Origin of the sequence: Rhodococcoides trifolii (assembly GCF_014635345.1) — a bacterium.
Lineage (GTDB): Bacteria > Actinomycetota > Actinomycetes > Mycobacteriales > Mycobacteriaceae > Rhodococcoides > Rhodococcoides trifolii.
The window spans coordinates 559396-586158 of record NZ_BMCU01000003.1 but is presented as its reverse complement, the minus strand read 5'-3'; the positions used below and the strand labels follow the sequence as shown (position 1 = coordinate 586158).

General features: G+C 66.0%; 28 protein-coding genes and 1 pseudogene. 13 read left to right on the top strand and 16 right to left on the bottom strand.

The annotated features are described in order from the left end of the window. The first annotated feature begins 18 nt into the window (after positions 1–18). Genes IEW02_RS16035 through IEW02_RS16025 form a run of 3 tightly spaced genes read left to right on the top strand, consistent with a single transcriptional unit; the run spans position 19 to position 2155 of the window. Entirely contained in the window at positions 19–447 is a 429-nt protein-coding gene (locus tag IEW02_RS16035) for an NUDIX hydrolase (protein ID WP_229746073.1), read from the top strand. After that, on the top strand, positions 444–1337 hold the full coding sequence (locus tag IEW02_RS16030) for an alpha/beta fold hydrolase (RefSeq protein WP_188545822.1): 894 nt from the start codon (positions 444–446) through the stop codon (positions 1335–1337). The genes IEW02_RS16035 and IEW02_RS16030 overlap by 4 nt, the downstream gene beginning before the upstream one ends. 41 nt (positions 1338–1378) lie before the next feature. Then, positions 1379–2155, top strand: a complete 777-nt coding sequence (locus IEW02_RS16025) for a PIG-L family deacetylase (protein WP_188545821.1) — start codon at positions 1379–1381, stop codon at positions 2153–2155. 3 nt (positions 2156–2158) lie between these two features. Here the strand turns inward: IEW02_RS16025 and IEW02_RS16020 are convergent, their stop codons facing one another. The 4 genes from IEW02_RS16020 to IEW02_RS16005 form a co-directional block, all read right to left on the bottom strand. Continuing rightward, a complete protein-coding gene (locus IEW02_RS16020) occupies positions 2159–2374 on the bottom strand; it encodes a hypothetical protein (protein WP_188545820.1) in 216 nt (71 codons plus the stop codon). Positions 2375–2461: 87 nt separating this feature from the next. Continuing rightward, on the bottom strand, positions 2462–3913 hold the full coding sequence (locus IEW02_RS16015; protein WP_188545819.1) for an aminopeptidase P family protein: 1452 nt from the start codon (positions 3911–3913) through the stop codon (positions 2462–2464). Positions 3914–4003: 90 nt separating this feature from the next. Next, a complete protein-coding gene (locus IEW02_RS16010; RefSeq protein WP_188545818.1) occupies positions 4004–5011 on the bottom strand; it encodes a substrate-binding domain-containing protein in 1008 nt (335 codons plus the stop codon). Between the two features lie 204 nt (positions 5012–5215). Next, positions 5216–6745: an HNH endonuclease signature motif containing protein gene (locus IEW02_RS16005; protein WP_188545817.1), complete on the bottom strand. Its 1530-nt coding sequence runs from the start codon at positions 6743–6745 to the stop codon at positions 5216–5218. Between the two features lie 171 nt (positions 6746–6916). Between IEW02_RS16005 and IEW02_RS16000 the strand changes: the two genes are divergently transcribed. After that, positions 6917–7444, top strand: a complete 528-nt coding sequence (locus IEW02_RS16000; protein WP_188545816.1) for a hypothetical protein — start codon at positions 6917–6919, stop codon at positions 7442–7444. A gap of 163 nt (positions 7445–7607) precedes the next feature. On the opposite strand, the pseudogene IEW02_RS25360 reads toward IEW02_RS16000, so the two are convergent. From IEW02_RS25360 to IEW02_RS15980, 4 genes and pseudogenes are all read right to left on the bottom strand, one after another. Continuing rightward, positions 7608–7751, bottom strand: a pseudogene (locus IEW02_RS25360) (AMP-binding enzyme); the annotation flags it as partial. A 164-nt stretch (positions 7752–7915) separates the two neighbouring features. Further along, positions 7916–8518, bottom strand: coding sequence for an energy-coupling factor transporter transmembrane component T family protein (locus IEW02_RS15990; protein WP_188545815.1), 603 nt, complete (start codon positions 8516–8518; stop codon positions 7916–7918). Next, on the bottom strand, positions 8515–9195 hold the full coding sequence (locus tag IEW02_RS15985) for an energy-coupling factor ABC transporter ATP-binding protein (protein WP_188545814.1): 681 nt from the start codon (positions 9193–9195) through the stop codon (positions 8515–8517). Before IEW02_RS15985 ends, IEW02_RS15990 begins: the two co-directional genes overlap by 4 nt. A gap of 28 nt (positions 9196–9223) precedes the next feature. Next, positions 9224–9814: a biotin transporter BioY gene (locus tag IEW02_RS15980; RefSeq protein ID WP_229746072.1), complete on the bottom strand. Its 591-nt coding sequence runs from the start codon at positions 9812–9814 to the stop codon at positions 9224–9226. Between the two features lie 158 nt (positions 9815–9972). Between IEW02_RS15980 and IEW02_RS15975 the strand changes: the two genes are divergently transcribed. Then, positions 9973–11094 (top strand): class I SAM-dependent methyltransferase, encoded by a 1122-nt coding sequence (locus IEW02_RS15975; RefSeq protein WP_188545813.1) that lies wholly within the window; start codon positions 9973–9975, stop codon positions 11092–11094. 4 nt (positions 11095–11098) lie between these two features. On the opposite strand, the gene IEW02_RS15970 is transcribed toward IEW02_RS15975, so the two are convergent. Further along, positions 11099–11536, bottom strand: coding sequence for a hypothetical protein (locus tag IEW02_RS15970; RefSeq protein ID WP_188545812.1), 438 nt, complete (start codon positions 11534–11536; stop codon positions 11099–11101). A 159-nt stretch (positions 11537–11695) separates the two neighbouring features. On the opposite strand from IEW02_RS15970, the gene IEW02_RS15965 reads away from it, so the two are divergent. Then, on the top strand, positions 11696–12538 hold the full coding sequence (locus IEW02_RS15965) for a Bax inhibitor-1/YccA family protein (protein WP_188545811.1): 843 nt from the start codon (positions 11696–11698) through the stop codon (positions 12536–12538). A 57-nt stretch (positions 12539–12595) separates the two neighbouring features. Here the strand turns inward: IEW02_RS15965 and IEW02_RS15960 are convergent, their stop codons facing one another. The 3 genes from IEW02_RS15960 to IEW02_RS15950 all read right to left on the bottom strand — a co-directional run bounded on the left by IEW02_RS15960 (position 12596) and on the right by IEW02_RS15950 (position 15630). Next, positions 12596–13234, bottom strand: coding sequence for a GPR1/FUN34/YaaH family transporter (locus tag IEW02_RS15960; RefSeq protein ID WP_188545810.1), 639 nt, complete (start codon positions 13232–13234; stop codon positions 12596–12598). Positions 13235–13415: 181 nt separating this feature from the next. After that, positions 13416–14633: an acetyl-CoA C-acetyltransferase gene (locus IEW02_RS15955; protein WP_188545809.1), complete on the bottom strand. Its 1218-nt coding sequence runs from the start codon at positions 14631–14633 to the stop codon at positions 13416–13418. Positions 14634–14673: 40 nt separating this feature from the next. Next, positions 14674–15630: an SGNH/GDSL hydrolase family protein gene (locus IEW02_RS15950; protein WP_188545808.1), complete on the bottom strand. Its 957-nt coding sequence runs from the start codon at positions 15628–15630 to the stop codon at positions 14674–14676. A 42-nt stretch (positions 15631–15672) separates the two neighbouring features. Here IEW02_RS15950 and IEW02_RS15945 point away from each other — a divergent pair, with 42 nt between their 5' ends. Together IEW02_RS15945 and IEW02_RS15940 are read left to right on the top strand one after the other, a co-directional pair. Further along, positions 15673–17058, top strand: a complete 1386-nt coding sequence (locus IEW02_RS15945; RefSeq protein ID WP_188545807.1) for a cystathionine beta-synthase — start codon at positions 15673–15675, stop codon at positions 17056–17058. After that, the gene (locus IEW02_RS15940) at positions 17055–17918 is read left to right on the top strand and encodes an alpha/beta hydrolase family protein (RefSeq protein ID WP_188545806.1); all 864 of its coding nucleotides are present in this window, start codon (positions 17055–17057) and stop codon (positions 17916–17918) included. Before IEW02_RS15945 ends, IEW02_RS15940 begins: the two co-directional genes overlap by 4 nt. Here the strand turns inward: IEW02_RS15940 and IEW02_RS15935 are convergent. Continuing rightward, positions 17893–19071, bottom strand: a complete 1179-nt coding sequence (locus tag IEW02_RS15935) for an acyl-CoA dehydrogenase family protein (protein WP_188545805.1) — start codon at positions 19069–19071, stop codon at positions 17893–17895. The two genes, IEW02_RS15940 and IEW02_RS15935, sit on opposite strands and share 26 nt — an antisense overlap. 106 nt (positions 19072–19177) lie before the next feature. On the opposite strand from IEW02_RS15935, the gene IEW02_RS15930 reads away from it, so the two are divergent. Together IEW02_RS15930 and ilvA are read left to right on the top strand one after the other, a co-directional pair. Continuing rightward, complete coding sequence (locus IEW02_RS15930; RefSeq protein ID WP_188545804.1) at positions 19178–20350, top strand: cystathionine gamma-synthase; 1173 nt, start codon at positions 19178–19180, stop codon at positions 20348–20350. A 17-nt stretch (positions 20351–20367) separates the two neighbouring features. Then, positions 20368–21597 carry a threonine ammonia-lyase gene (gene ilvA, locus IEW02_RS15925; protein ID WP_188545803.1) on the top strand — a complete coding sequence of 410 codons (1230 nt, stop codon included), beginning with the start codon at positions 20368–20370 and terminating at the stop codon, positions 21595–21597. Between the two features lie 70 nt (positions 21598–21667). Here ilvA and greA read toward each other — a convergent pair whose 3' ends face one another. Together greA and IEW02_RS15915 are read right to left on the bottom strand one after the other, a co-directional pair. Continuing rightward, positions 21668–22162: a transcription elongation factor GreA gene (greA, locus tag IEW02_RS15920; protein WP_188545802.1), complete on the bottom strand. Its 495-nt coding sequence runs from the start codon at positions 22160–22162 to the stop codon at positions 21668–21670. Positions 22163–22361: 199 nt separating this feature from the next. After that, positions 22362–22787 carry a DUF4307 domain-containing protein gene (locus IEW02_RS15915; protein ID WP_188545801.1) on the bottom strand — a complete coding sequence of 142 codons (426 nt, stop codon included), beginning with the start codon at positions 22785–22787 and terminating at the stop codon, positions 22362–22364. 149 nt (positions 22788–22936) lie between these two features. Between IEW02_RS15915 and mca the strand changes: the two genes are divergently transcribed. From mca to IEW02_RS15900, 3 genes are read left to right on the top strand one after another with little or no spacing between them, the layout of a single operon-like run. Then, complete coding sequence (mca, locus tag IEW02_RS15910; RefSeq protein ID WP_188546165.1) at positions 22937–23791, top strand: mycothiol conjugate amidase Mca; 855 nt, start codon at positions 22937–22939, stop codon at positions 23789–23791. Next, positions 23791–24057 carry a hypothetical protein gene (locus IEW02_RS15905; protein ID WP_188545800.1) on the top strand — a complete coding sequence of 89 codons (267 nt, stop codon included), beginning with the start codon at positions 23791–23793 and terminating at the stop codon, positions 24055–24057. Before mca ends, IEW02_RS15905 begins: the two co-directional genes overlap by 1 nt. Then, entirely contained in the window at positions 24054–26048 is a 1995-nt protein-coding gene (locus IEW02_RS15900) for a thioredoxin domain-containing protein (protein WP_188545799.1), read from the top strand. The genes IEW02_RS15905 and IEW02_RS15900 overlap by 4 nt, the downstream gene beginning before the upstream one ends. Here the strand turns inward: IEW02_RS15900 and trhA are convergent. Further along, positions 26045–26671, bottom strand: a complete 627-nt coding sequence (gene trhA, locus IEW02_RS15895; protein WP_188546164.1) for a PAQR family membrane homeostasis protein TrhA — start codon at positions 26669–26671, stop codon at positions 26045–26047. The genes IEW02_RS15900 and trhA overlap by 4 nt on opposite strands. Positions 26672–26763 lie beyond the last annotated feature (92 nt).

Below are 26763 nucleotides of genomic sequence, written 5' to 3'. Positions count from 1 at the left end.
ACGAGCGCAGGGATTTTGTTGTATCGCACAGCATCCGGCGACGTCGAGGTGCTGTTGGGTCACCCCGGTGGACCGTACTTCGCACGCAAGGACGACGGATCGTGGTCCGTCCTCAAGGGCGAGTTCACCGACGAAGACCCGTGGGACGCCGCGTGTCGCGAGTTCCGCGAGGAGGTGGGAAGCGACGTGCCCGCCGGTCCGCGCCTCGACCTGGGCTCGGTGAGGCAGAAAAGCGGAAAGACGGTGGTGGCCTTCGCCGTCGAGGGTGACCTCGACCCCGCGACGTCCGTCAGCAACGACTTCGAGATGGAGTGGCCACGAGGATCGGGGCTGATGAAGTCGTTCCCGGAAATCGACCGCGTCGAGTGGTTCGCCCTGGACGACGCACGACGGAAGATGTTGCCCGCGCAGGTGGCCTTCCTCGACGCTCTTGGGAACCAGCTGTGACGGCTCCGGGGCGCCTCACCGTCGAGCTGGATCGTGTCACCCTCGAGGCGTTGACGTGGGGACCGGTGGACGGCCCGTTGGCTGTGTGCTTGCACGGCTTTCCGGACACCGCGCACACCTGGCGGCATCTCGGCCCGGCGCTTGCCGATGCGGGGTGGCGGGTGGTGGCGCCGTTCACAAGAGGGTATGCGCCGTCGTCGATTCCGACCGACGGGAGTTATCACGTCGGGGCGCTCATGGACGATGCCATCGGGGTGCACGCTGCACTCGGCGGTGACGAGCGAGCGGTGGTGATCGGGCACGACTGGGGCGCGGTGACCGTCAACGGCCTTGCTGCCTTTGCCGATTCGCCGTTCGCGAGGGTGGTGTCGATGTCCGTTCCGCCGACGCCGGCCATCGCTGCTGCCGGCGGCCGCGCGGGACTGAGCAAGGTTGCGTTGTTCGGCGAGCAGGCCCTCCGCAGTTCGTACATGGCGTTCTTTCAACTGCCGTTCGCTCCGGAACAGGTGTTCCGGCGACTCATGCCTGCGCTGTGGTCGTGCTGGTCGCCGACGTACGATGCGTCCGACGACATCGACGCGGTGCTCGACTCCCTGGGGTCCCGCGAACACCGGACTGCGGCGCTCGGGTATTACCGCGCCCTGCGGCGGCCGAACGTACCCGCGCGGTACCGAGCGGCCCAGCAAGTCTGGGGTCACTCGCCGCGGGTCCCCATGCTCTATCTCCATGGCGGCGACGACGGATGCTTCTCGGCAGACTTCGCCGAGGGGATGAACCGTCTGTTGCCCGAGGGCAGTGACGTCGTCGTGGTGCCGTCGGCCGGCCATTTCTTGCAGCTCGATCGACCCGACGCCATCGAGCATCACGTCACGGCCTTCCTGTCGAGGTAGCCGAGTGACGCCCGTCGACAGGACATGGCAGCATCTCGACGATGAGCGTTTTGGTTTGTTTCCACGCACATCCCGACGACGAAGTGTTCAACACCGGGGGAGTGATGCGTCTCGCGGCCGATGCCGGGCATCGTGTGGTCCTCGTGACGGCAACGGACGGTGCGCTCGGCGAATACCCCGAGGGAATTCTGGCGCCCGGTCAGTCGCTGGCCGACCGTCGCCGTCTCGAACTCGAGGAATCCGCACGCGTTCTCGGCGCCGACCGCGTCGTCATGCTGGGGTACGCGGATTCCGGAATGGCTGGGACAGAAGATAATTCGAACCCCGTAGCGTTCGCGAACGTCGATCGCGACACCGCGAGTCGGCGCCTCGCCGACATCCTGACCGAGGAGCGCACCGACGTCCTGACCATCTACGACGCGAACGGTGGGTACGGACACCCGGACCACATCCGCGTCCACGACGTCGGTGTGCGCGCCGCGGAAATCGCAGGAATCGAGAATGTGTACGAGTCCACTGTGAACCGAGACCACTTTCGCGAACTCGTCAAGGCAAACCCGGCATGGGAGGAGAACGATTCCTCGGTGCCCGACATCGAGCAGATGGGTCTCCCGGCGGACCAGATCACCACCGCGGTGAACGTGGTCGCGGCGATGCCGGCGAAGCGTGCGGCAATGCACGCGCACGCGACTCAGATCGGTGACTTCGGCCCGTTCCGGGACATGCCCGACGAGCAGCTCGCTGCAGCCTTCGGCACCGAGTGGTTTCGCCGCGTCGGCGCTCCTGCCGGCACGAAGGAAACCGCGCTGCCGTTGTGAGTGCTACTCCCGCAACCCGTCGGCCAGCTCGAGGATTCGGCCCTGGTAGCGGCGTACGAAAGCGTCGCGCGCACGCCGTTCGGCGGTCTCTGCCCGTGCCTTGCGGAACTCGAACTCGAGTTCCGCAAGCCTGAGTCCGATCTCGACACGGCGGCGGTCGATGTCGGTCAATTCGCTGATCAGACCGGACAACTCGTCGGTGTTACCCGGGGTATTCATGACGCTGTGGTGTTCATGACGGTGACCTCCGCGCTCGACTCGACCTGTCGACCGACTCTAGCACCGATTCGAACATACGTTCGACCGTTACAAGGCTAGCCGAGCAACCCAGGCCTCGACGTCGTCGGCGCTGCGCGGGAGGCCGACGGACATGTTTTCCGCGCCGTTGGCCGTGACGAGAATGTCGTCTTCGATCCGCACCCCGATCCCGCGGTACTCCGCGGGAACCGTCAGATCGGTCGACTGGAAGTACAGGCCCGGTTCGATCGTGAAGATCATGCCCTCCTCGAGCACGCCCTCCTGGTACAGCTCCAGTCGCGCCTGCGCGCAGTCGTGGACGTCGAGTCCGAGGTGGTGGCTCGTGCCGTGCACCATGTATCGGCGGTGCGGCTGATTGTCGCGTTCGAGAGCCTCCTCGACGCTCATCGTGAGCAGGCCCCACTCGTCGAGCCTCGCCGCGATCACTGCCATCGCCGCCTCGTGGACGTCGAGGAAGCGCACCCCGGGCCGAGTGACCGCGAACGCCGCATCGGCGGCGTCGAGAACCGCCTCGTACACCTGCCGCTGAACCGGGGAGAAGTGTCCGTCGACCGGAACGGTTCGGGTGATGTCGGCGGTGTAGTAGCTGTCCATCTCCACACCGGCATCCACCAGGAGGAGATCTCCGGCGAGCACCGGTCCGTCGTTCTTCTCCCAGTGCAGCACGGTGGCATGGTGACCCGAAGCGGCGATGGTCGCGTACCCCACGTCGTTGCCCTCGAGACGTGCGCGCGAGTGAAACACGCCCTCCACCAGTCGTTCTCCGCGAACGTGACCCGAGCTGATGGGAAGGCCCGTCACGATGTCGTCGAATCCGCGCGCGGTGGCGTCGATGGCGCGGCGCATCTGCGCGATCTCGTAGTCGTCCTTGACCAGGCGGATCTCGGACAGTGTCCGGAACAGGTCGGAGTCGAGTGTGCTTGCGACGGAAGGTGTTCGAGAGAGGAGTTCGTTCACTTCGGGGTCGGCTTCGGTCACGACGGCAGTGTCGTCACCGAGCGAACTCAGGACCTCGGGCAGTTCCGACAGAGGGCGCGTGCGCAGTCCCAACTCGGCTTCGACATGGGCAAGCGACGGGCGCGGACCGGTCCAGAATTCACCCGTACGCGCGTCGGTGAAGAACTCGGTGGTGTCGCGGCCCGGCGCGGCGGGAAAGAACAAAGTTGCCGAATGTGGTCCTTCGGCAACGGGTTCCAGGACAAGGACCGAACCCGGGATGGTGTCCGCTCCCCATCCGGTGAGGTGTGCGAAACCGGAGTGTGCGCGGAAAGGGTAGTCGGTGTCGTTGGATCGCTGGACCAGATCGCCGGCCGGAACGACCAGCCAGTTTCCGGGGTGTCGCGCGGACACCGCGGCCCGGCGGCGGGCTGCGAACACTGCCACCTCGCGCTGATCCGGGCGCCGATCGGGTACGTCGTCCCAGCCGGTCGACATGTACGTGCCGAACTCGGGGGTGCTGGGTAACGTCGATCTCCGCTTGCGGACGGGTGTTTCGCTCATGCAAACACCGTACGACGACAACCGGCCCGGAGGGTCACTCCGGGCCGGTCGAGTCTGCGTTTCGAGCTAGCGCGTGCCGCCCTGTGTCGACTAGCGCGTGCCGCCCTGTGCAAGTTCTGCGATTGCATCGATGTTGGACGCGTCGATGAACGACGGTCCGGTCAGGACCGGCTGGCCACCACCGATGATGTTCTTGTTGTTGAGGTAGAGCCACAGCTGGTCGACGGCCAGGTAGCCCTGCAGGTAGGGCTGCTGGTCGATGGCCCACTGGACGTCTCCACCCTTGATGGCGTCGACGAGGGCAGCGTTGGTGTCGAAGGTGACGACCTTGGCGTTGCTGTTGTTCGACTGGATCGACTGCACCGCGGTGAGTGCGATCGGTGCGCCGAGGGTGAGCACGGTGTCGATGGACGGGTCGGACTGCAGCTTGGCGCTGATGGTCGCCTGAACGGACGGAAGATCGGTTCCGTTGACGTTCAGGTTCTCCATGCTTCCGCCGGTGAAGCCCTGCTTGGCGCCGGCGCAACGAGCCTCCAGCGCGACCGATCCCTGCTCCTGCACGACGCAGATGGCCTTCTTGGCGCCCTCCGACGTGAGACGCTGACCGGCCGTGGTGCCCGCAATGTTCTCGTCCTGACCGAAGTAGCTGATCGCGCCGGCCTCGAGCCCTTGATCCTTGCCCGAGTTGAACACGGTGACCGGAATTCCGGCGTCCGTCGCGGTCTTGACCTCGGGTGCGATGGCATCGGGGAACGCCATGGTGACTGCAATGCCCGCGACCTTCGAGTCGATGGCCGACTGCACGAGCGTGGCCTGGCGGGGACCCTGGTTGTCGTTGGAGTACTTGAGGTCGATGTTGTCCTTGGCTGCCGCGGCCTCGGCGCCCTTACGAATCAGGTCCCAGAACGTGTCGCCCGGTGCCTCGTGGGTGACCATGGCGATCGTCACGCGCGGGGTGTCCGCGGTGCCGGCGTTGCCGCCGCTGCCGCCCCCGGTGTCCTGCGCACCACCGGTGCTCGAGCAACCGGCAACGACCGTTGCGGTGAGGGCCAAGCCGATCGCTGCGGACAGGGCGCGGCGATTCTTGTGCAGTGTCATCTGGTCTCTTTCTCGGACGCGCGGTCGGTTACGACCGGCGAAAGGTGCATCGGGCTCGTGCTGTTCATGGTGCGATCAATGTGTAATCCACATCACAAGCAATGTCAAGAGTTTGTCTGGACATATGCACTTATGGATCGATCTTGCGACGACTTCTGGCCCCGACCGGGATGTCCGGTGGGGGCTGAGTCGTGTTGTCGGGGTTCAGGTGGTGAGGAGGTATTCCTCGGGGTGGTGGGCGTGGTTGATGCGGCCTCGGGTCATGGTGGGGTCGGTGGTGTTGTGGTGCCAGAGGGTCCGCCCGGACTGCGGGTGTTCCGGCGGGGCGACGGAGGTACGGAACTGGTGGGGTTCGGTTCCGTGCAGGCGGTGGTGTTTGGGGCAGGCGAAGGCGAATGCGTCGCCGTCGGAGTTGCCGCCGTCGGCCCAGTCGTCGATGCGGTGGTGCGCTTCGCTGTAGTACGCGGTGCCGGTGCAGCCGGGAAAGGTGCAGCCGCGGTCCAACCCGTGCAGGACGTAGCGCTGTTCGGGTGAGGCGGTGCGGCGGGTCCGTCCGAGGTACAAGGGTTTGCGGGTGTGTTCGTCGAACACGACGAGGTAGTTGTCGCTGTGAGTAGCCATGCGTCTCAGGTCGTCTCGGGTCAGTCGGGTGCCGCCGCCGGTGCGGACGTAACCGCATGCTTTGTCGAGGTCGGCGAGGGCGGTGGTGATGACCACGGAGACGGGGATGCCGCGGTGAGTGCCGAACTTCCCCGACATCAGTGCGGTGCGGAGGACGAATTTGAGTGCGTCGTGGCGCCGTTTTCCGGCGGTGCGGGTGTCGCGGGCGGCGGCGGTGTCGCGGCGGGCTTGCTGTTCGGCCGATTCGGCTGTGGGCGTGCTTGATTCGGGGTCGCCGGGCGCGGTGTCGGTCTCGTCTTCGGTGAGGTCGCCGTCGACCCGATCGTTGTCGGTGTCCTCGCTGTCGGCAGCATCGGCGTCGGCGGTGCTGGCATCGGGGTCGGTGATCGGGGTTGCGTCGTCGGGGTTGAGCATGCCGGGGGCGGAGTATTTGGCCATGTACGGTTCGAGGTAGGCGTGCAGTTCTGCCTCGATCAACCCCACGATGCGGCGCAGCCCGTCCTCGCGTGGGGGTGAGATGGTCAGGAACGGAACGTCTTTGGTGTCCTTGTCGGGGAATCCGTCGGGGAGGAGTCGTTCGGAGTATTCGCGGGCGGCGAGGGCCAACTCGTCGGCGGTGAGGTGGCGGGTGAGGTACCCGAGAGCATCGACGGCGTGAGCGAGGTCGTCGGGGTCGACGCTGTCGGCGTCGGCGCGAGAGAGGTAGCGGCGGAAGTCGTCGATGACTCTGAGGTGTTGGCGGTTCGCGGACCCGTCGGCGACCGCGGCGCACAACCGCGGGTGCTGCGGCGGGACGGGGACACCGGCGGGGGTGGTGTTCACGGTGACGTCGCGGGCGCGGTTGCGTCGTTGGTTCGCTTCGCGCGGGGTGCAGCGGGTGAGGTCGACGATGATGTCGTTCGTCTTGGTCAGCCCGGACGACACATAGCCGGGCTGTTCGGTGAGTTGCTGGATCAGCGGGTACTGCAACGCGAGGGCGCGGTTGGCGAGAGTGTCGAGGCGGCGGATCAACTCGGCCCTGTCGTTGTTCTCACCGAGCGCGGTGTTCAGTGCGGCGAGTTCGGTGAACTGCTCCTCGATACTGCTCAGGTGCTGCGCGTAGTCGGTGATCATGATCCCCCCGGACCCACTGTCGAACTGGTGTTCGAACGATGAGATGAAGGTAGCAAGTAGCTCCGACATTTCTCTGGGCGCAGAGGGTGGGGACTGCCCGAAAGCCTGCAGCCGAATCGAAACGACTCGATACCCGCGACACTTTCGCTTCTGCAAGTAATACTTGCGGCCATGTCGCCAGAGAAGATCGGTTCGATCATCGGCGGAGCCTTCGGACTCGTGTTCGTGCTCGTCAACACTGGGTCACTTCCGGGCGCAGTCGCGATGGCGCTAGGGCTCCTGGCAGTTCTCGCCTTCGTCGCTGTCGTCGTGGCAGTGTGGCGTGTTCCTCGGGCACGACCGAGCGGGCCAGTGCGCGGTGGTTTCGGCAAGGGGTACTGGATCGTCGTCGCGATCGAGGTTGTTGCGATTTTCGGGGGGCTGCGGCTGATCAGCGGCCCCTTGAACGTCCCCGACGCGGCGGTCGCGTGGATCGCGTTCGTCGTGGGGGTGCACTTCTTCGCATTGGCTGCAGTATGGAAGTTGTCGTTCTTCCGAGTATTGGCGATTGGCCTGACGGTATGCGGAGTCGCTGGTCTCGCAGCAGCTTTCGCGGGAGGCCCGGTCGCGCTGATCGACGTGATCGGCGCGGTGATTCCTGGAGCGCTCCTTCTCGGATTCGCGTTGTGGGGTAGTACCCGCGCATTACAGGCGAGGTAGCGACTGCAGTGCTTCGAGCAGGGCGGAACGGTCCACTTTGCCGCGCGCGGTGCGGGCAAGGGTTGGCGCTCGGCAGAGAAGCGCCGGCATCAAGGGTTCGGGAAGAAGTCGACGCAGGTGGGCGCGGAACCGTCGGGGTGTCGAGTGCTGAGTCGGTCGTCACGACAACGGCAACGGGAATCTCTCCCCGGTGCGCGTCCGGAACGCCGACGCATGCGGAGTCGCGGATTCCGTCGCACGACATCAACGCCCGTTCCACCTCTGCTGGTTCGACCCCTCTCTCGGTCAAGTAGCCCTCGAACAGCATGTCTCTGTGGGAAGTGCGGCGACCCGATCGGCGCCGCTCACCACCCGAGATACCGTCGAGACGGCGTCACCGAGTTCGCGATACGAGTACACGCCGGCCGCTGTGACCACGGCGAGGGCGTCGGGTGCATCCGAGACCCAGCGCAAATTCGGTGGGTGAGAAGGTCAGTCATCGTCGACGCCGCGCGCGAGCAGCGAATCCCCGAGGGCGTCCGCTGTACGCAGGGCACGAACGATGACCGGGGTGGCGAGTGCGGTCAGCGACCATTGCAGCCCCCGTGCCTTACGAGCGTCCGAGACGTCGCGCACGATCCCGGCCAGCAATGGAACGCACCGAATGGTCAGCGCCAGAAGCAAACCCACTCGATCCGGGTCGACGCCGAACCTCCGCAACGGACCGAGTACGCGAGAGGTGGTGTCGAGCATGGCGGTGACCCGCGTCGTCAGGGTCACGACGCTGGCGAGCGCGACGGACAGCAGCAGGCTGCCGCACACGACCACCGCGCGCGACGGCGACGTCAGGATCACCTGAAAGATCGCGATGACGGCGAGCATCCACACCATCGGACGTAGTTGCGCGAGAACGACCTTCGGACGTATACGCGCCACCGCGAACAGTGCGGCCACGCCGACGGCGGCGACACCGACGTCGAGCGGGCGCCGAACGAACAACAGGAGTGCGATGATCGTGATCATCAACCCGAGAAGCTTGGTGCCGGCCGAAAGCCGATGCAGGAGCGACGTCCCCGGCTGGTAGAGCCCGATCACGCCAGCAACTTCTCGTATGCGGGTACTGCATCGGTGGGTGTGCCGTCGTGGACGACGGCCCCCTCGTGTATCACGACAACCCGGTCGAATCCGTTCAGCAGCGCCAGTTGATGGGTCACCACGATGACTTGCTGGTCTACCGAGGTGAGTACGTCCGTCACCATCCGCGCGTTCCGAAGATCGAGCAACGTGGTCGGTTCGTCCGCCACGATCACTTCTGGTTCTCGGATCAGGACCGCCCCGATGGCCAACATCTGTTTCTGCCCACCGGACAGGAGATGCGCAGGGTGATCGGCGTGACCGTCGAGCCGGAACCGCTCCAGCATGCTCTGAACGCGTTCGGCAACCACGCTTCTGGGTAGTTTCGACCGACGGAGCGAGAAGGCCAGATCCTCACCGACAGTGGGCATCACGATCTGATTGTCGGGATCGGTGAAGACGAACCCGACCTTGCGTCGCACCTCGCCCCCCTTGCGGGAGACGTCGAGGCCGTCGACTGTCACCTTCCCCGACGACGGTGTGACCAGACCGTTGATCATGCGAGCCAGAGTGGACTTGCCCGAACCGTTCGAGCCGATGATGCCGATACGGTGCTCGGTGAGTTCGAGATCGATCCCGGACAGAACGCGTCGCTCGCCGTAGGCGTGGGAGACACCGTCGAACCTGATGACGCTCATGCGGCAAGTGTGCCCGTCGGGCCGTCCGTCACACGTCTGCAGGCCGCAGCGACGACGGTGCCGACCGAATCAGTCCCGGGTAGGCACGGTGCACACCCTTGGCGACCACGGCTGCGATGACGACCTTCACGAGATCACCGGGGATGTACGCGAAGATGGACGTGGTGGCTGCTGCGACTCCGAGGTCGGTGCGCAGGACCACGCCGAGGACGCCGAAGAAGTAGATGACGACGATTCCGCCGATCACGTTCACCACCAAGCCCGCCCAGAGCGGGTACTTCGGCAGGATACGGGCGGTCAGTAGGCCGATCACCAGAGCGCCGAACACCCAACCGACGAGATACCCGACGGTGGTGCCGGCAAATACTCCGAGACCCCCGCGTCCGCCCGACAGCAGTGGAAGGCCCATGGCCACCAGGGCCAGGAGTACCAGGACGGCAGCCGTGCCCTTGCGAGGGCCGAGGATTGCTCCGGCGAGGATGATGCCGAGCGACTGCACCGTGATCGGCACACCACTGATGCCGACGGTGATGGAACCGGGAAGCCCGAGCGCCGCGATGAGTGCCGCGAAGACAGCGACCTGCGCGATGTCGCGTGCCGAGAAACGAGACTGTGACACGAATACTCCTTCGCCGGACTTGAACGGTGTTCAAGTTCTGTGGCCGTAAGTTAGCCCGGGCGCCGCACGTGGTGCAAATAACGCCGGCCGGCCTCCGGACTCCCGCGGATATTGCCGGCCGGCCTCCGGCCTTCCCGCGGCTGCGCAAGAATGTGTCGGTGGCCGACCTCGAGACGATCTTCTCCCAACTCCGACGGGCTCCCGATGTCGAGGCGGTCAATTTGTTCGCCTACGACGCGTCGGACCGGTTGATTCTCGCCGCAGCCGGTGACGCGGTCCTGGGCGCCGACGCCGGGTCGGTGGTGGTGATCGGCGACCGCTACGGCGCGCTGACCCTCGGAGCCGCCGGCACTCTGGGCGCGACCGATGTACGCGTGCACCAAGATGCCCTGACCGGCGAGATTGCGTTGGCACGCAACGCGTCCGCGACAGGCGTCGTCGGCGGATACCGTAATCTCCCTCTCGGAGAAGAACTCGTGGCCGGAGCAGAAGTGGTCCTGCTCCAATTGCCCAGGGCGCTCGCGGAATTGACCGAACTTGCCGAGACCGTCGCGCGATGGGCATCGCCGACGGTTCGGCTGTACGCGGCCGGCCGCGTCAAGCACATGACCCGATCGATGAACGATGTTCTCGCGCACAGTTTCACGGACGTACAGGCCACCAGGGCAGCGCAGAAGTCGCGCGGGTTGATCGCGTCGGGTCCGATCGTTCGGACGGATTTCTCGTATCCGGTCACGTCGAGAATCGACGAACTCGATCTCGACGTGGTGGCACACGGCGCAGTGTTCGCCGGCGACAAATACGACGTCGGAACCAGATTCCTGATGAGTTTTCTCGACACGATGCGCCCCGACGCACACATCATCGTCGACCTGGGTTGTGGGACAGGGATTCTCGCAGTCGAGGCCGCCCGTCGCCGACCCGCGGCCACCGTGGTGGCTACGGACCGGTCGTCGGCGGCGGTGGCGTCGACACTCGCCACTGCGACCAAGGCGGGCGTCGCCGTCGAGGTGATGCGCGACGACGCGATGGCGTCGATGTCGGACAGTTCCGTCGACCTGATCCTGTGCAATCCGCCGTTCCACGAGAACGCGGCCGTCCACACCGGCGGCGCCGAGAAACTGTTCGCCGCAGCAAAGAGAGTCCTACGGCCCGGCGGCGAACTCTGGACGGTGCACAACGCGCACCTTCACTTCCGCCCGATGCTGGGCCGAGTGGTCGGCCCCACCGACACCGTGGGTCGGAACGCGAAGTTCACCGTCACCCGATCGGTGCGGTGAGGACCTAGTCGAACAAGGACTCTCCGTCTTCGGGAGATCCGTCGATCTGGCCGCGGTCGACGCGCGAGTCCTCGACAACCACACCGTCGACGACGTCGGCTGCCTTGCTTCCCTCGATCGGGTCCGGATCGGCGATGTAGTCGTCCTCGTCGTCGCTGTCGACGACCCGGTCCACGAGGTCTTCCGTCAACTCGTCGTCGGGCGTGACGGCGACCGGCACATCGAGGTCTTCCTCGAGCGCGATGTCGGGCTCTTCTTCGGCCAGCTTCATGTCGAGGGACTCACCTTCGAGCGCCTCACGCTCGGTGGTGCCGAACTTGTCCGCCTCCGACCAAGAGTCGGGAGGAGTGACCACGTCGTCCCCGTCGGCGTTGCGCACCTCGTCGGAGTCGACGCTTTCGCTCGGGTCGAGGGTGTCACCGGGTCCGTCTTCGATACTCATGGTCCTATTCTGCCCGCTGGCACGAGGGGCGAAACGTGCCGCCCGCGCGGTAGAGTCCGATTTGTCCGATCGACTCGGCGGCGGCGGGAACTTTTGTCCGGATGTCGAGCGTTCACTGATCACACGCTCCAGAACCACTTCGAGAAGGGACGAGACACGGTGCGCACCTCCAGCAACCCGGTGTTCCGCAATCTGCCCAAGCAGCAGGGCGGCGGCTACGCCACGTTCGGTTCGGCCACCGCCGGTGCCGCCCAGGCAACGCAGTTCGGTCAGCCACAGGCCCCACAGCCGTACCAGACCGGCAACGCGCAGCGCGCAATGACGATCGACGATGTCGTCATGAAGACGGGCATCACCCTCGGTGTCCTCACCGTGGCTGCCGTCATCTCCTACCTGCTCGTCGGCAACGATCCGGGCCTCGCGGCTCCGCTGGTCATCGGCGGCGGACTGATCGGCTTCGTGCTGGTCCTCGTCGCCACGTTCGGCCGCAAGATGGACAACCCGGCCATCGTCCTCACGTACGCCGCAGCCGAAGGTGTCTTCCTCGGTGCACTGTCGTACCTGTTCACCGGCATCGAGTTCGGTGGCGCCGGCGGCAGCGCCCTCATCGCGCAAGCCGTCCTCGGCACATTCGGTGTGTTCTTCGGAATGCTGGTCGTCTACAAGACCGGCGCGATCCGCGTCACGCCGCGCCTGACCCGCATGATCGTCGGCGCACTCATCGGCGTCGTGGTCCTGATGCTCGGCAACCTGGTCGCCAGCTTCTTCACCGCGGGCGGACTCGGCCTGCGTGACGGCGGCACCATCGCCATCATCTTCAGCCTCGTCTGCATCGGCATCGCCGCATTCAGCTTCCTTCTCGACTTCGACGCCGCCGACCAGCTCATCCGCGCGCAGGCGCCGGAGAAGGCAGCCTGGGGCGTCGCGTTCGGCCTGACCATCACCTTGGTCTGGCTGTACGTCGAGATCCTGCGACTGCTGAGCTACTTCAACAACGACTAGTACCAACTGAAGAAGCCCCGGACGGTTAGCCGTCCGGGGCTTTTTCGCATCTCGGACCTAGTGCAGTACCGCCCGACCCATCGGAAGGCTCCGACCGCCCGTTGCCGCCCCCATCGCATCGACGAACAGGTACGCGCCCACCAGAGTGAACGAGAAGACGAAGTACCCACCGATCTGTGTCGCGGTCGTGCTCGCATTGGCCGTGCCGATGAACACGAACAGCAGCGCGAGGTCGATGAGCGTGAACAGCACCGTGAACGCGAGGGGCATGTGCAGGGTCGAGAGGGTCAGCAGCACGATGACGATCAGCCAGGTCAGCAGAAACAACTTCTGTGCGCCCACCGCGTCCTCCTCCGACAGGCCGAACCAGTTGTTGGTCAAGCCCAGAACCAGCACGGCGTAGCTGAGCCAGAACCCGGCGAAGGTGCCGAAGATGGCCGCCAACGCATTCTGCGCCAACGATGCGGCCCAGATGGCGGCAACAAGCTGGCCGATCGCCGTCGTGGACAGAATGATCGGAATCGACGCTGCGGTGGCCGTGCCGGGGACGTAGCCGGTCAACACCAATCCGAGGGCGAGCGCGCCCACCACGAACGTGGGAACCCCGATCAAGGCGGGGTTTCCCGGTGGCGCGACCTCGGGCGGGACTGCGGCCGCAGCGCGCGTCGAGTCGGAACGAATGTCGGTGGAGGTCATGGTATTTCCTTAATCACGCCGGCCGTGCAGGTTTGTGCACGGTTGAACGAAATTAGGCTAACTGTGACGCACGCCACGTTGCACTGGTCGAAACCTGCCCATTATGAGGGGGCATTCCTATCCCCTCACGAGCGAAGCCCCCGGCGAATGTTCGCCGGGGGCTTCGTCGACAACCGATGTGTCAGCTCAAGCGCTCGAGCACCATCGCCATACCTTGCCCACCGCCGACGCACATGGTTTCGAGACCGAACTGCTTGTCGTGCGCCGTCAAGTTGTTGAGCAGCGTCGCGGTGATGCGCGCACCGGTCATGCCGAACGGGTGGCCGAGGGCGATGGCGCCGCCGGAGACGTTGAGCTTGTCCTCGTCGATCTTCAACTCGCGTGCCGAACCGATGACCTGGACGGCGAACGCTTCGTTGATCTCGACGAGGTCGATGTCGTCGATCGTCTTTCCGGCCAGTGCGAGTGCCTTCTTGGACGCTTCGATGGGCCCGAGGCCCATGATCTCGGGCGACAGGCCGGTGACGGCCGTCGACACGATGCGGGCGAGCGGGGTCAGGCCCAGCTCCTTGGCCTTGGTGTCGGACATGATCACCAGGGCGGCTGCGCCGTCGTTGAGCGGACATGCATTACCGGCGGTGATGGTGCCGTCCGGGCGGAAGATCGGCTTGAGGCCGCTGACCTTGTCGTACGTCGTCCCGGCGCGCGGTCCGTCGTCCGTGCTCACCACGCTTCCGTCGGGGAGGGTGACCGGGGTGATTTCCTTCTCGAAGTGACCGTTCTTGATGGCCTCTTCGGCGCGGTTCTGCGAGCGGACGCCCCAGTGGTCCTGCTCTTCGCGGGTGATGCCGGTGATCTGGGCTACGTTCTCGGCGGTCTGGCCCATCGCGATGTAGGCGTCGGGCAACTGTCCGGCCTCGCGGGGGTCGACCCAGGTCTTCCCACCGGCGAGGAACTCGGCGCTGGTGGCCTCGGCGTCGGCGTAGATCGGGTTGTGGGTGTCGGGCCAGGAGTCGGACGTGCCCTTGGCGAAGCGCGAGACGGTTTCGACTCCGGCGGAGATGAACACGTCCCCCTCGCCGGCCCGGATGGCGTGCATGGCCATGCGGGTGGTCTGCAGTGAGGACGAGCAGTAACGCGTGATGGTGGTGCCGGGGAGGAAGTCGTAGCCGAGTTGGATGGCAACGTTGCGGCCGATGTTGAAGCCCTGCTCGCCGCCCGGAAGACCGCAGCCCATCAGTAGGTCGTCGATGTCGGTGGGATCGAGCGCGGGAATCTTCTCCAGGGCCGCAGCGACCATCTGAGTAGCCAGGTCGTCCGGGCGCATGCTCACCAGGGAGCCTTTGCCGGCGCGGCCGATGGGTGAACGGGCGATGGAGACGATTACTGCCTCGGGCATGAACTGTCCTGTCGTCGATGAAGGTGTGAGTACTGCGAATCTATCCCTCGCCCGGCGGGGCGGGTGTGGCGCGTACGAATCTGTTCGCGGCGTGTGTCAATCGCGCTGCCAGGCGCCGCGACTCGGCGGCCTGGGACACCGCGGGCAGCGTCGGCAACGGGCCACCGTTCCATTCGCCCAGTGCCGCGGCCAGCACCGGCAACAGTTGCTCGGCCGCGAGCGCGTACCCGGCGGCGGACGGGTGGAAGTTGTCGGCGGACAACATCCGCTCCGGCGCCGCGAGGAACTCCGGTGCCAGCAGATCGGCCAGGGCAACCGGGTGACCACCGGCTTTGAGCGTCGCCTCCGTCTGAGCTCGCGCGAGCTGGTGCCCCCACGTTCGGACGACGGCTCGCAAGGGCTGCGGAATCGCAAGCACCACCCCGAGGTCGGGACACGTCCCGACCACCACGACCGCCCCGCTCCGGCGAAGGCGTCCGACGGCCTCGCCGAGACGGGCGGCGGACGATCCCACGGAGAACTTCTTGGTGACGTCGTTGGCCCCGACGAGGACGACGGCTGCGTCGGGCGGCGGACCGGCGACGAACATCGCGTCGACCTGGCCCTTCAGTCCCTTGGACGTCGCACCTGGAATTGCCTTGGTGCTGAGCCGGATTCGCTTTCCGGACTCCTCGGCCAAACCGCGGGCGACGAGCACACCCGGTACCTCGTCGGCCACCGTGCAGCCCATGCCGGCTGCGGTCGAGTCGCCGAAGATCATCAGATGCAGATCGGCGTGACTGCCGAGTCGCCACGGTTCGGGCCGGTCGTTGCCTGCGGTGTAGACACCGTCGGCTTCGGGTGGTTTCTCGGTGCTGCGCCCGATGACGCCGCGCGCCGCGGCAGCTTGCGCCATGAGGTGGCGGTAGGCGGCCCACGACAACGTTCCGGCGCCGGATCCGGCAAGCACCGTCGCGGCACCGGCGACCGCGGCGTTCTGCCATCGCTGTGTCGGCACACCTCGATCGTATGACGGCCGGGAATCTGGGAGTATGGAGACATGCGCATCGCAAGCCACATCACCGACCTCATCGGCAACACCCCGCTGGTGAAGCTCAGCTCCGTCGTCGAACCCGGATCGGCCGTCGTCGCGGCCAAGGTGGAGTACCTCAACCCGGGCGGCAGTTCGAAGGACCGCATCGCCGTCAAGATGATCGACGCCGCCGAGGCGTCCGGTGAGCTGAAGCCCGGTGGCACCATCGTCGAACCCACGTCGGGCAACACCGGAGTCGGCTTGGCTCTGGTGGCGCAGCAGCGCGGCTACAAGTGCGTGTTCGTGTGCCCCGACAAGGTCGGCGAGGACAAGCGAAACGTGTTGCGGGCCTACGGCGCACAGGTCGTCGTGTGCCCCACGGCGGTTGCGCCCGAGGACCCCACCAGCTACTACCAGGTCTCCGATCGGCTGGTCCGCGAGATCGAGGGCGCCTGGAAGCCCAACCAGTACGCCAATCCCGGTGGTCCGCAGTCGCACTACGAGACCACCGGCCCCGAGATCTGGGCCGACACCGACGGCAAGATCACGCACTTCGTCGCGGGCGTCGGCACCGGTGGCACCATCACCGGCGCCGGCCGGTACCTGAAGGAAATGTCGAACGGCGCCGTCAAGGTCGTCGGCGCCGACCCAGAAGGCTCGGTCTACTCCGGCGGCACCGGACGCCCGTACCTCGTCGAGGGAGTCGGCGAGGACTTCTGGCCGTCCGCGTACGACCCGTCCATTCCCGACGAGATCATCGCGGTGTCCGACGCCGATTCGTTCGAGATGACCCGTCGACTCGCGCGCGAAGAGGGACTGCTCGTCGGTGGATCGTGCGGAATGGCGATGGTGGCCGCACTCGAGGTGGCCAAGCGTGAAGGGCCGGACGCGCTCGTGGTGGTCCTGCTTCCGGACGGCGGACGCGGATACCTCGGCAAGATCTTCAACGACAAGTGGATGTCGTCCTACGGGTTCCTTCGCACGCCCCTCGAGGGCAAGAAGGCAGAGCCGATGGTGGGCGACGTTCTGCGCGGCAAGTCCGGCAACCTGCCCGATCTCGTGCACACCCACCCGTCCGAGACGGTGCGTGATGCGATCGAGATTCTCGGCGAGTACGGCGTCTCGCAGATGCCGGTCGTCGGCGCGGAGCCACCGGTCATGGCCGGAGAGGTGGCCGGCAGCGTCAGCGAACGAGACCTGCTCAGTGCCGTGTTCGAAGGCCGCGCAGCGCTCTCGGATGCCATTTCCTCGCACATGAGCACACCGTTTCCCAATGTCGGTGCGGGCGAGCCCGTCTCCGCGGCCACCAAGATGCTCGGCGAGACCGACGCGTTGATGGTGATCGAGGACGGCAAGCCCGTCGGCGTCATCACCCGTCACGACCTTTTGGGATTCCTCAGCGCCGGAGCGTGAGCCCCGCCGTGGTGCAGATCGTGTGCGCCGACGGCGTCGTCATCGACGCGACGGTGTTTCCTGCGGAGAAGCCAGTTGCGGTCGTGGTGATCAACTGCGCCACGTCGACGTCCGCGCGGTACTACCGTCGATATGCAGAATTCCTGTGCGAGAACGACATCACCGCGATCACGTGGGACTGCCGCGATATCGGCGAATCCCGACGGGGGAGCTTGCGAGGGTCGCGAACTCGGTGGCGCACGTGGGGCGAGGTGGATTTCGACGCGGTTCTCGGTTGGGTGCGCGATCGGTATCCGTCACTCCCGATCATGGTTGTCGGGCACAGCTGGGGCGGATTCATGGTCGGTTTCGCGCCCAATTCGGTTGCCGTGACACGCATTCTGACGGTCGGAGCGCAACACGCCTACTGGCCGGACTACATCCGCAGCAGACGGGTGTCGATGCTGATCAAGTGGCACCTCGTGATGCCGGCCGTCACAGCACTCGTCGGCTACTTCCCCGGGAAGCGGTTGGGGTGGTTGGAGGACACCCCGGCGCGCGTCGTCTACGGGTGGGCGTTCAGTAGATCCGATTTCACGGCGTGGTTCCGTGACGCAGCCGACGTGCGGGCACGGTTCGCGGCGGTGGCGGCGCCGATCCGTGCGTACGGCACGACCGACGACGAATTCGGTACTCCTGCAGCGATCGTCCGCGGATTGGCACCGTACGTCGGCGCGCGGCGAGAGCGAATCGAACTGGTGCCGTCGGAGCTCGGTTACGAGTCCATCGGGCACTTCGGACTGTTCCACTCTCGCCACCGTGACGACTTCTGGGTGCAGACGCTGGAGTGGCTGACTAGCGGAATGCCCCGACGCCCGTGAGCGCCTGACCCACCACCAGCTGATGCACCTCGGACGTGCCCTCGTAGGTCAGCACCGACTCCAGGTTGTTTGCGTGACGCAGCACGGGGTATTCGAGCGTGATCCCGTTGGCAGCCAAGATGGTTCGGCACTCCCGGGCGATCTTGATCGCTTCGCGCACGTTGTTGAGCTTGCCGACGCTCACCTGTTCGGGCTTCAGACCGCCGGCGTCCTTGAGCCGCCCGAGGTGAATGGCAAGCAGTTCGCCCTTGCCGAGTTCGAGCGCCATATCGGCGATCTTCGCCTGCGTCAGTTGATATCCGGCGAGCGGCTTGTCGAACACGTTGCGTGTGAGCGAGTACTCGATGGCCGATTCGAGGCAGTCACGCGCTGCACCCATCGCGCCGAAGATGATCCCGAAGCGGGCCTCGGACAGGCAGCTGAGCGGTCCGCGCAATCCCGTCACCTCGGGCAGCACCGCATCGGCGGGCAGCCGCACGCCGTCGAAGACCAGCTCTCCGGTGATCGACGCACGGAGAGACAGCTTGTGCTGCACCGTGTTTGCCGTGAACCCCGGTGTGTCCGTCGGTACGACGAAGCCTCGAACCTTTTCGTCCGTCTGCGCCCACACCACGGCGACGTCGGCGATGGGGCCGTTCGTGATCCACATCTTGGAGCCGTTGAGGATCCAGTCGTCACCGTCGCGCTTGGCGTTGGTGCGCATGCCGCCCGGGTCGGACCCGAAGTCGGCTTCGGTCAGACCGAAGCACCCGATCAGCGACCCCTCCGCCATGCCCGGCAGCCACTGCTGCTTCTGTTCCTCCGACCCGAATTTCCAGATCGCGAACATGGCCAGCGAGCCCTGCACCGACACCAGACTGCGTACACCGGAATCGATCGCCTCCAGCTCCGAGCAGGCGATGCCGTAGGCAGTCGCGGACGTACCGGCGCACCCGTAGCCCTCGAGGTGCATCCCGAGCAGGCCGAGAGAGCCGAGTTCCTTCGCCAGATCGCGCGCGGGCAGAGTGCCGTCCTCGAACCATCCCGCGATGTGCGGGCGAATGCGCTCGGCGCCGAACTTGCGAACCGTGTCACGGATGTCGCGTTCCTCGGGTTCGAGCAGACCGTCGATCGCAAACAGTTGCTCGACGCTGACCGGTGACGTATCCGCCATGAGATGACTTCTTTCTTCCACTGACTCGCCGTTGCCTCGACGTTAACCGACGCGGCGTGGTGGGCGACCCATTGCCCGATATTCCTGCACGTTTACCCTGGAGATCATGAGTGAACAGCGCAGCAAGGCCGACGGTTCGTCCTGGCAGGGGTTCTCCACCCGAGCGATTCACGCCGGGTACGAACCCGACGCGCTCACCGGTGCCGTGAACGTTCCGATCTACGCCAGCTCCACCTTTGCGCAGGACGGTGTAGGCGGTATGCGCAGCGGTTTCGAGTACGCGCGCACCGGTAACCCGACGCGCCGCCCGCTCGAGGCGAACCTCGCGTCCATCGAGTCCGGCCACTACGGGCGTGCGTACTCGTCGGGCATGGCTGCCACGGACTGCCTGCTGCGGACGGTTCTGCGGCCCGGTGACCACCTCGTCATCCCGAACGACGCGTACGGCGGCACTTTCCGGCTCATCGACAAGGTCTTTACACAGTGGGGTATCGAATACTCCGTCGCGCCCGTGTCCGACGTCGACGCAGTGCGGGACGCGATGCGCCCGAACACCAAGCTGGTCTGGGTCGAGACCCCCACCAACCCGCTGCTCAACGTCGGAGACATCGAGGCGCTGTCCGCCGTCGCCCACGACGGTGGAGCCAAAATAGTGGTGGACAACACCTTTGCGTCGCCGTACCTACAGCAGCCCCTGACTCTCGGCGCCGACATCGTCCTGCACTCGACCACGAAGTACATCGGCGGTCACTCCGACGTCGTGGGCGGCGCCCTGATCACCGACGACGAGGAACTCGACACCGGCTTCGCATTTCTCCAGAACGGTGCGGGGGGCGTGCCTGGGCCGTTCGACGCCTTCCTCACGCTGCGCGGCATCAAGACCCTCGCCTTGCGGATGGAGCAACACAGCACGAACGCGGAGATGATCTGCGATCTGCTCGTGGGGCACTCGGCGGTGTCGCAGGTCATCTACCCCGGACTGGCCGAGCACCCCTCGCACGACGTCGCCTCGAAGCAGATGCGACGCTTCGGCGGCATGGTGTCGGTGCGGCTGGCCGGCGGACGACAGGCGGCGCTGGACCTGTGCGCGAAGACCGAGATCTTCACCCTCGCGGAATCGCTGGGCGGTGTCGAATCGCTCATCGAGCACCCCGGTGCCATGACGCACGCGTCCACAGCCGGGTCTCTTCTGGAGGTGCCGGACGACCTCGTCCGGCTGTCGGTCGGAATCGAGGACGGCGCCGATCTGGTGGCCGACATCGAGCAGGCGCTGGCCTGACCACCTAGGCTCGTTCGATGGAGCTACTCACCCGGGACCAACTCGACCAGGCGCTGGACATGCTCGCGCCCGTCATGCGCAGGACGCCGCTGGTCGCCTCGCGTGTGCTGTCGGACCGGTGCGGCCGCCAGGTGTGGCTGAAATGCGAAAACCTCCAGCGCACAGGGTCGTTCAAGCCGCGCGGTGCCTACAACCGCATCGCGAGGCTCACCGACGAGGAGCGTTCGCGCGGGGTGGTGGCGGCGAGCGCCGGCAACCACGCGCAGGGAGTGGCGTGGGCGGCGGCCGAACTCGGCGCCACGTCGACGGTGTTCATGCCCACCGGAGCGCCTCTCCCGAAGCTGGTGGCAACCAAGGCGTACGGCGCCGACGTGCATCAGATCGGCACGACGGTCGACGAGGCCCTCACCTCCGCCATTGCGTTCTCCGAGCGAACCGGTGCCGTGCTGATCCACCCGTTCGACCACATCGACGTGGTGGCAGGTCAGGCCACCGCCGGTGTCGAGATCGTGCAGCAGATGCCCGACGTCGGGACCATCGTGGTTCCGACCGGAGGCGGAGGCTTGGTCGCCGGTATCGCTGCGGCCGTTGCGTTGTCCGGCAAGGACATTCGAGTCGTCGGTGTGCAGGCGGAGAAGGCCGCAGCCTGGCCGGAATCGCTGCGCGTCGGGGAACCTGTTCCGGCGCAACACATGTCGACGATGGCCGACGGCATCGCGGTAGGTAGACCGGGTGTGGTCCCGTTCGCGCACGTCCGTCAGCTGGTGGACAGTGTGGTGACGGTGAGCGAGGACGCACTCTCACGTGCGTTGCTGCTGTGCATGGAGCGAGCCAAACTGATCGTCGAACCCGCGGGCGCCGCGGCTGTGGCAGCCCTCATGAACCTGCCGACCACCGAGTTGGCCGGGGAAGACGACGGTCGGCCCATCGTCGCCGTGCTGTCCGGCGGCAACATCGACCCGCTGCTTCTGACCCAGGTCGTCACGCACGGATTGCGTGCCGCAGGCCGGTATCTTGCTGTGCGCGTCGTGATTCCCGACCGCCCGGGTGGTCTGGTGAACCTGCTCGGCGTCGTCCGAGACACGAAGGCGAGCGTGGTCGACGTCCTGCACACGCGCACCGCCGGGACGCTGGCGATCGACGAGGTCGACGTACTACTCACCGTCGAGACGCAGGGTCCTACGCATCGCGAAGAAGTGCTCGAGGCGCTGCGCAGTCGCAACTACGATCCGCGGGTCCAGGTCTGAGAGACGACAACGGCGCCGCCCGAAGGCGACGCCGCTGTCGGTTCGACGGTCGATCTATTCGATGGTCGATTCAGTTGTGGTACGGCTCCGCGCTGACGAGCGTGACCTTCATCGACTTGCCGTTGGGCAACGCGTACTGACGCGTGTCGCCGACCTTGGCATCGATGAGCGCACCGCCGAGCGGCGAGTTCGGCGAGTAGACCTCGAGCTTGCCGTCGCGCGCGCCTTCTTCGCGGGTCGCGATCAGGAACGTCTCGGTGTCGGACTCGTCGCCGTCGTAGTACACCTTCACCACGGAACCGGGCAGTGCGACGCCCGACTGGGTGGGCGCTTCGCCGACCTTGGCGCTGTTGAGAAGCTCCTGCAGTTGGCGAATGCGTGCTTCCTGCTGGCCCTGGTCTTCGCGGGCGGCGTGGTAGCCGCCGTTCTCCTTGAGGTCGCCTTCTTCACGCCGTTCGTTGATCTCTGCGGCGATGATCGGACGATTGGCGATGAGTTGGTCGAGTTCGCTCTTGAGCCTGTCGTGGGATTCCTGGGTCAGCCAGGTCACCTGAGTCTCGGTCATCTCGATCACTCCCTTGTAGTCGAAGCCGGTAGTCGGCTCCCTGTCGCAGTGAGTGCCGGGTCCCGGCACTGCCTGCATATGCAGCAATACACGGCTCCAATCCGAAGCCGTGCATCCGGCCATTTTAACACGAGCTGGTTCCGTGCCGACGGAGTCGAGACTCTGCTCCGACGTAGCCGAGCTGCTGCGTCGCCCGGAGTCAGGTCCCGGTGAGGTATCCGGGGACGTTGAGACTGCACCCGTAGAGGTCGCCGAGAGCAGGCGGTTGCGACGCGATCACGAACGTCTGCACGTCGACGGTATTGCTGGTCGAGGCCGGAATCAGGACCTCGCGTCGGCCGGTTTCGGTACCGTCCTTCGACCTGGCGCGCACGATGCACACTGCAGGCAACGACGGGTCCGCGCGCGAGACGCTGAGCCTGATGTCCACTCGGGCGTCGTCCACGAGCACGAACGAGACCACGTCACCGTCGACATCGGGGGTCGTGAACTTCTGATATCCCAGGTAGGCGACGGCCACACCCAGCGCGATGACAAGGGCTCCCAGCACCAGAGCCAGCGCCTTCGAGGCGGAGAATCGGCTGGGCGTCGGGTATCGGCCCTCGGGGCGCGTGGTGGTGGTCATCGCAGCCCAAGACTAGTTGCGAGGACGGGATGGACTGCGGCGGGCCGGGTGTTGTGCAGGTGGGGCAAGGTGAAACCATTGTCGTGAAACCCTTGCCGGGAACAGCCAGCGAATCGAGATGAGGACACAACGTGAGCGGACTACGTCTGATGGCAGTACATGCCCATCCCGACGACGAGTCCAGCAAGGGTGCCGCAACGATGGCGCGCTACGCCGCCGAAGGACACGAAGTCCTCGTCGTCACCCTGACCGGCGGTGAGCGGGGAGACATCCTCAACCCGGCCATGGATATCCCCGGCATCGCCGATCGGATGAGCGAGGTGCGCAAGGAGGAGATGGCTGCGGCTGCGGCCATTCTCGGTGTGCGGCAGACCTGGTTGGGATTCGTCGACTCCGGCCTGCCGGAAGGCGATCCACTACCGCCCCTTCCCGAGGGCTGCTTCGCGCTGGTTCCGCTAGAGATCTCCACCGAGGCGCTCGTGAAGGTGGTCCGCGACTTCAAGCCGCACGTGATGACGACGTACGACGAGAAGGGTGGCTACCCGCACCCCGATCACATTCGCTGCCACGAGGTGTCCGTCGCGGCGTACGAGGCGGCAGGTGACGCGGAGAAGTTCCCCGACGCGGGCGAGCCCTGGACTCCGTCGAAGCTCTACTACTCGCACGGGTTCATCCGCAAGCGCATGCAGTTGTTCAACGACGAAGCCGAAGCGCGCGGCGTCAAGCCGGGACCGTTCACCGAGTGGCTCGCCAGATGGGGTACCGAACGCGATCAGATCATGGAGCGCATCACCACCCAGGTCGAGTGTGCCGAGTATTTCCCGGTGCGTGACGAGGCGTTGCGGGCGCATCGCACCCAGATCGACCCGAACGGTCAATTCTTCTCCATGCCGATGGATGTTCAGCAGAAGCTCTGGCCGACGGAGGAGTACGAGCTGGCCCGTACGCGGGTGCGGACGTCCATCCCCGAGAACGACCTCTTCGCCGGCCTCGAGGAGTCGTGATGTTGCTGGCACAAGCGAGCCTGTTTCTGACCGAGACCCAACTTCTGGCTCAGACGCAGAACGACACCGGTCCGGAATTCGGCAAGGCGTCACCGTTCGGTTTGGTCGTCATCGTGGTTCTGCTGATCGGCACAGCGCTGTTGATCCGGTCGATGAACGGTCGACTCAAAAAATTGCCGCCGTCCTTCGACCCGAAGGACCCACTGCCGGATCAGGCGGCGGACGAGGGAACCGACAAGGGAGCGGTCGACCGGCCGTCGTCGTGACCGCCGACGATCGCAATGCGCTGGGCGACGCCACCAGCCCCTATCTGCGTCAGCACGCGGACAATCCCGTGCACTGGCAGCAATGGAGCGAGGCGGCGCTGGACCGCGCGCGCGAGCGAGACGTACCGATCCTGTTGTCGATCGGATACTCCGCGTGCCACTGGTGCCACGTCATGGCGCACGAATCCTTCGAGGACGATGACACCGCAGCCCTGATGAACGAGAACTTCGTGTCCATCAAGGTGGACCGCGAAGAGCGCCCCGACATCGACGCCGACTACATGAACGCCACCGTCGCGATGACGGGTCAGGGCGGGTGGCCGATGACGGTCTTCCTGACGCCCGACGGCGAACCGTTCTACTGCGGAACGTACTTTCCCCGAACGCAATTCGGCCAATTGCTGAACGGTATCACCGACGCGTGGACCTCACGGCGCGCCGAGGTCACGTCGGCGTCGGCGGCAGTGGTTGCCGAATTGCGCCGCACCTCGGCCGGTGTCCCGGTGGGGGAGCACCCGATCGGGCAGGAGCTCCTCGATCATGCTGTGGCAGCAGTACTTCGAGACGAGGACGTCGACCGCGGCGGTTTCGGCGGTGCGCCGAAGTTTCCTCCGTCCAACCTGCTGGAAGGGTTGGTGCGCTCGTTCGAGCGCACCGGTTCGGCCGCGGTCTCCGACGCGGTGGACCGCACGGCACAGGCCATGGCGCGCGGCGGGATGTACGACCAGTTGCGCGGGGGGTTCGCTCGGTACTCCGTGGACGCGGACTGGGTGGTTCCGCATTTCGAGAAGATGCTCTACGACAACGCGCTGTTGCTCCGGTTCTACGCGCACTGGTCCCGGCGCACGGCCACGGCGCTGCCGCGACGGGTGGCGGAGGAAACGGCACAGTTCTTGCTCGATGATCTGTCGACGGACGCAGGATGTTTCGCGTCGGCGCTCGACGCCGACACCGATGGCGAAGAGGGCCTCACCTACGCCTGGACGCCCGATCAGCTGACCGAGGCCCTCGGATTCGAGGACGGTATCTGGGCCGCCGGCCTATTCGCGGTCAGCTCGGCCGGCACGTTCGAGCACGGCCGGTCCGTGCTGCAACTTCCGGCCGATCCCGACGACCTCGATCGATTCGAGTCGGTCCGAAACACGCTGCGATCGATCCGATCTGCGCGTCCACAGCCCGGGCGCGACGACAAGGTGGTCACCGCATGGAACGGGTTCGCCATCACCGCACTCGCCGAAGCCGGTGCCGCACTCGACAAGCCGGGTTGGGTGGACGCCGCTGCGCGATGCGCCGATCGATTGCTCGCCACCCACGTCGTCGACGGCCGGTTGCGTCGAGCGTCCCTCGCGGACACCGTCGGCGACGCTCCCGGCATCCTCGAGGACTACGCGGCGTTGGCCACCGGCCTTCTCGCTCTGCATCAGGCGACGGGAACGATGCGGTGGCTCCGGGCGGCCGAAGACATCTTGGACGTGGCCGTCACGCACTGCGGAGCCGAGGAACCGGGTACGTGGTTCGACACGGTCGACGACGCGGAAACGCTGTTCACCCGCCCACGAGATCCGCTCGACGGTGCCACCCCGGCCGGCGCATCCCTGCTGGCCGAAGCGTTGCAGGCCGCCGCTGCACTCACGACCGTCGAACGGTCGGCGCGATACGGGGAAGTGGCGTCCGCCACGCTCGGGCGCGCGACGATTCTGCTGGAGCGGGCACCACGGTCGGCGGGACATTGGCTCACCGTGGCAGAGGCTGCCGTACGCGGACCCCTGCAGATCGCCGTCTCGACGGACGGGCCGTCGGAGCTGATCGACGTCGCGCGACGCGACGCACCGGGTGGGTCCGTCGTCGTGGCGGGGGCGGCCGATTCGCTTCCGCTGCTGCAGGATCGACCGTTGGTGAACGGCGAGTCGGCGGCCTACGTGTGCCGAGGGTTCGTGTGCGACCGACCGTCGACGACGGTCACCGCACTTCGTGCTGCGCTGCAGAGCTAGCCGAACACGACCAGAAAGATCGCAATGTAGTGAGCGAGCGCCGCCACGACCGTGGCGGCGTGGAAGAACTCGTGATGGCCGAACGTGGTCGGCCAGGGGTTGGGCCATTTGGTCGCGTAGAGGACGGCACCGACGCTGTAGAAGACCCCGCCCAACAGCAGCAGGACCATCGGGGCAACACCGACGTTGTGCGTCAACTGGCCGGCGACGGGAACGATGGCCCACCCGAGCAGCAGGTAGAGCGGTACACCGACCCAGCTCGGTCCGGTGGGCCACAGCATCTTCAGGGCGACGCCCGCCAGCGCCCCCGCCCACACGACGATCAGCACCTTCGTGGCGGTCGCCGACGACAGACCGAGAACGGCGAAGGGTGTGTAGCTGCCGGCGATGAACAGGAAGATCATCGAGTGATCGGCACGCTTCATCCACGTCCGGCTCGCGACGGTCTTCCACTGCACGCGGTGGTAGGTGGCGCTGATGCCGAACAGGCCGCAGATGGTGACTGCGTAGACGGTGGTCGCGAACCCTGCGCTTGCGGACACGAGCGAGTACGACAGCGCGATCAGCACGACCCCGCAGACGACAGCGACAGCGAACGCGTACAGATGGATCCAGCCCCGCATCCGAGGCTTGCCCAGCACCGGCTTCTGTCCCGTCGACGTCACGAACCTACGGTACCGTAAGTTAGCGGACGGGTGTCGACCTCCGGGCCGCC

Coding starts and splice junctions, on each gene's coding strand:
- IEW02_RS15915 (WP_188545801.1), bottom strand. CDS start 22,787: ATGACCACCACCACGCGCCCCGAGGGCCGATACCCGACGCCCAGCCGA.
- IEW02_RS16015 (WP_188545819.1), bottom strand. CDS start 3,913: ATGAGCGAAACACCCGTCCGCAAGCGGAGATCGACGTTACCCAGCACC.
- IEW02_RS15960 (WP_188545810.1), bottom strand. CDS start 13,234: ATGACCTCCACCGACATTCGTTCCGACTCGACGCGCGCTGCGGCCGCA.
- IEW02_RS15905 (WP_188545800.1), top strand. CDS start 23,791: ATGTTGCTGGCACAAGCGAGCCTGTTTCTGACCGAGACCCAACTTCTG.
- IEW02_RS16025 (WP_188545821.1), top strand. CDS start 1,379: ATGAGCGTTTTGGTTTGTTTCCACGCACATCCCGACGACGAAGTGTTC.
- IEW02_RS16020 (WP_188545820.1), bottom strand. CDS start 2,374: ATGAATACCCCGGGTAACACCGACGAGTTGTCCGGTCTGATCAGCGAA.
- IEW02_RS15930 (WP_188545804.1), top strand. CDS start 19,178: ATGAGTGAACAGCGCAGCAAGGCCGACGGTTCGTCCTGGCAGGGGTTC.
- greA (WP_188545802.1), bottom strand. CDS start 22,162: ATGACCGAGACTCAGGTGACCTGGCTGACCCAGGAATCCCACGACAGG.
- IEW02_RS15935 (WP_188545805.1), bottom strand. CDS start 19,071: ATGGCGGATACGTCACCGGTCAGCGTCGAGCAACTGTTTGCGATCGAC.
- mca (WP_188546165.1), top strand. CDS start 22,937: ATGGCAGTACATGCCCATCCCGACGACGAGTCCAGCAAGGGTGCCGCA.
- ilvA (WP_188545803.1), top strand. CDS start 20,368: ATGGAGCTACTCACCCGGGACCAACTCGACCAGGCGCTGGACATGCTC.
- IEW02_RS15970 (WP_188545812.1), bottom strand. CDS start 11,536: ATGAGTATCGAAGACGGACCCGGTGACACCCTCGACCCGAGCGAAAGC.
- IEW02_RS16010 (WP_188545818.1), bottom strand. CDS start 5,011: ATGACACTGCACAAGAATCGCCGCGCCCTGTCCGCAGCGATCGGCTTG.
- trhA (WP_188546164.1), bottom strand. CDS start 26,671: ATGCGGGGCTGGATCCATCTGTACGCGTTCGCTGTCGCTGTCGTCTGC.
- IEW02_RS15985 (WP_188545814.1), bottom strand. CDS start 9,195: ATGAGCGTCATCAGGTTCGACGGTGTCTCCCACGCCTACGGCGAGCGA.
- IEW02_RS15955 (WP_188545809.1), bottom strand. CDS start 14,633: ATGCCCGAGGCAGTAATCGTCTCCATCGCCCGTTCACCCATCGGCCGC.
- IEW02_RS16000 (WP_188545816.1), top strand. CDS start 6,917: ATGTCGCCAGAGAAGATCGGTTCGATCATCGGCGGAGCCTTCGGACTC.
- IEW02_RS15945 (WP_188545807.1), top strand. CDS start 15,673: ATGCGCATCGCAAGCCACATCACCGACCTCATCGGCAACACCCCGCTG.
- IEW02_RS16005 (WP_188545817.1), bottom strand. CDS start 6,745: ATGATCACCGACTACGCGCAGCACCTGAGCAGTATCGAGGAGCAGTTC.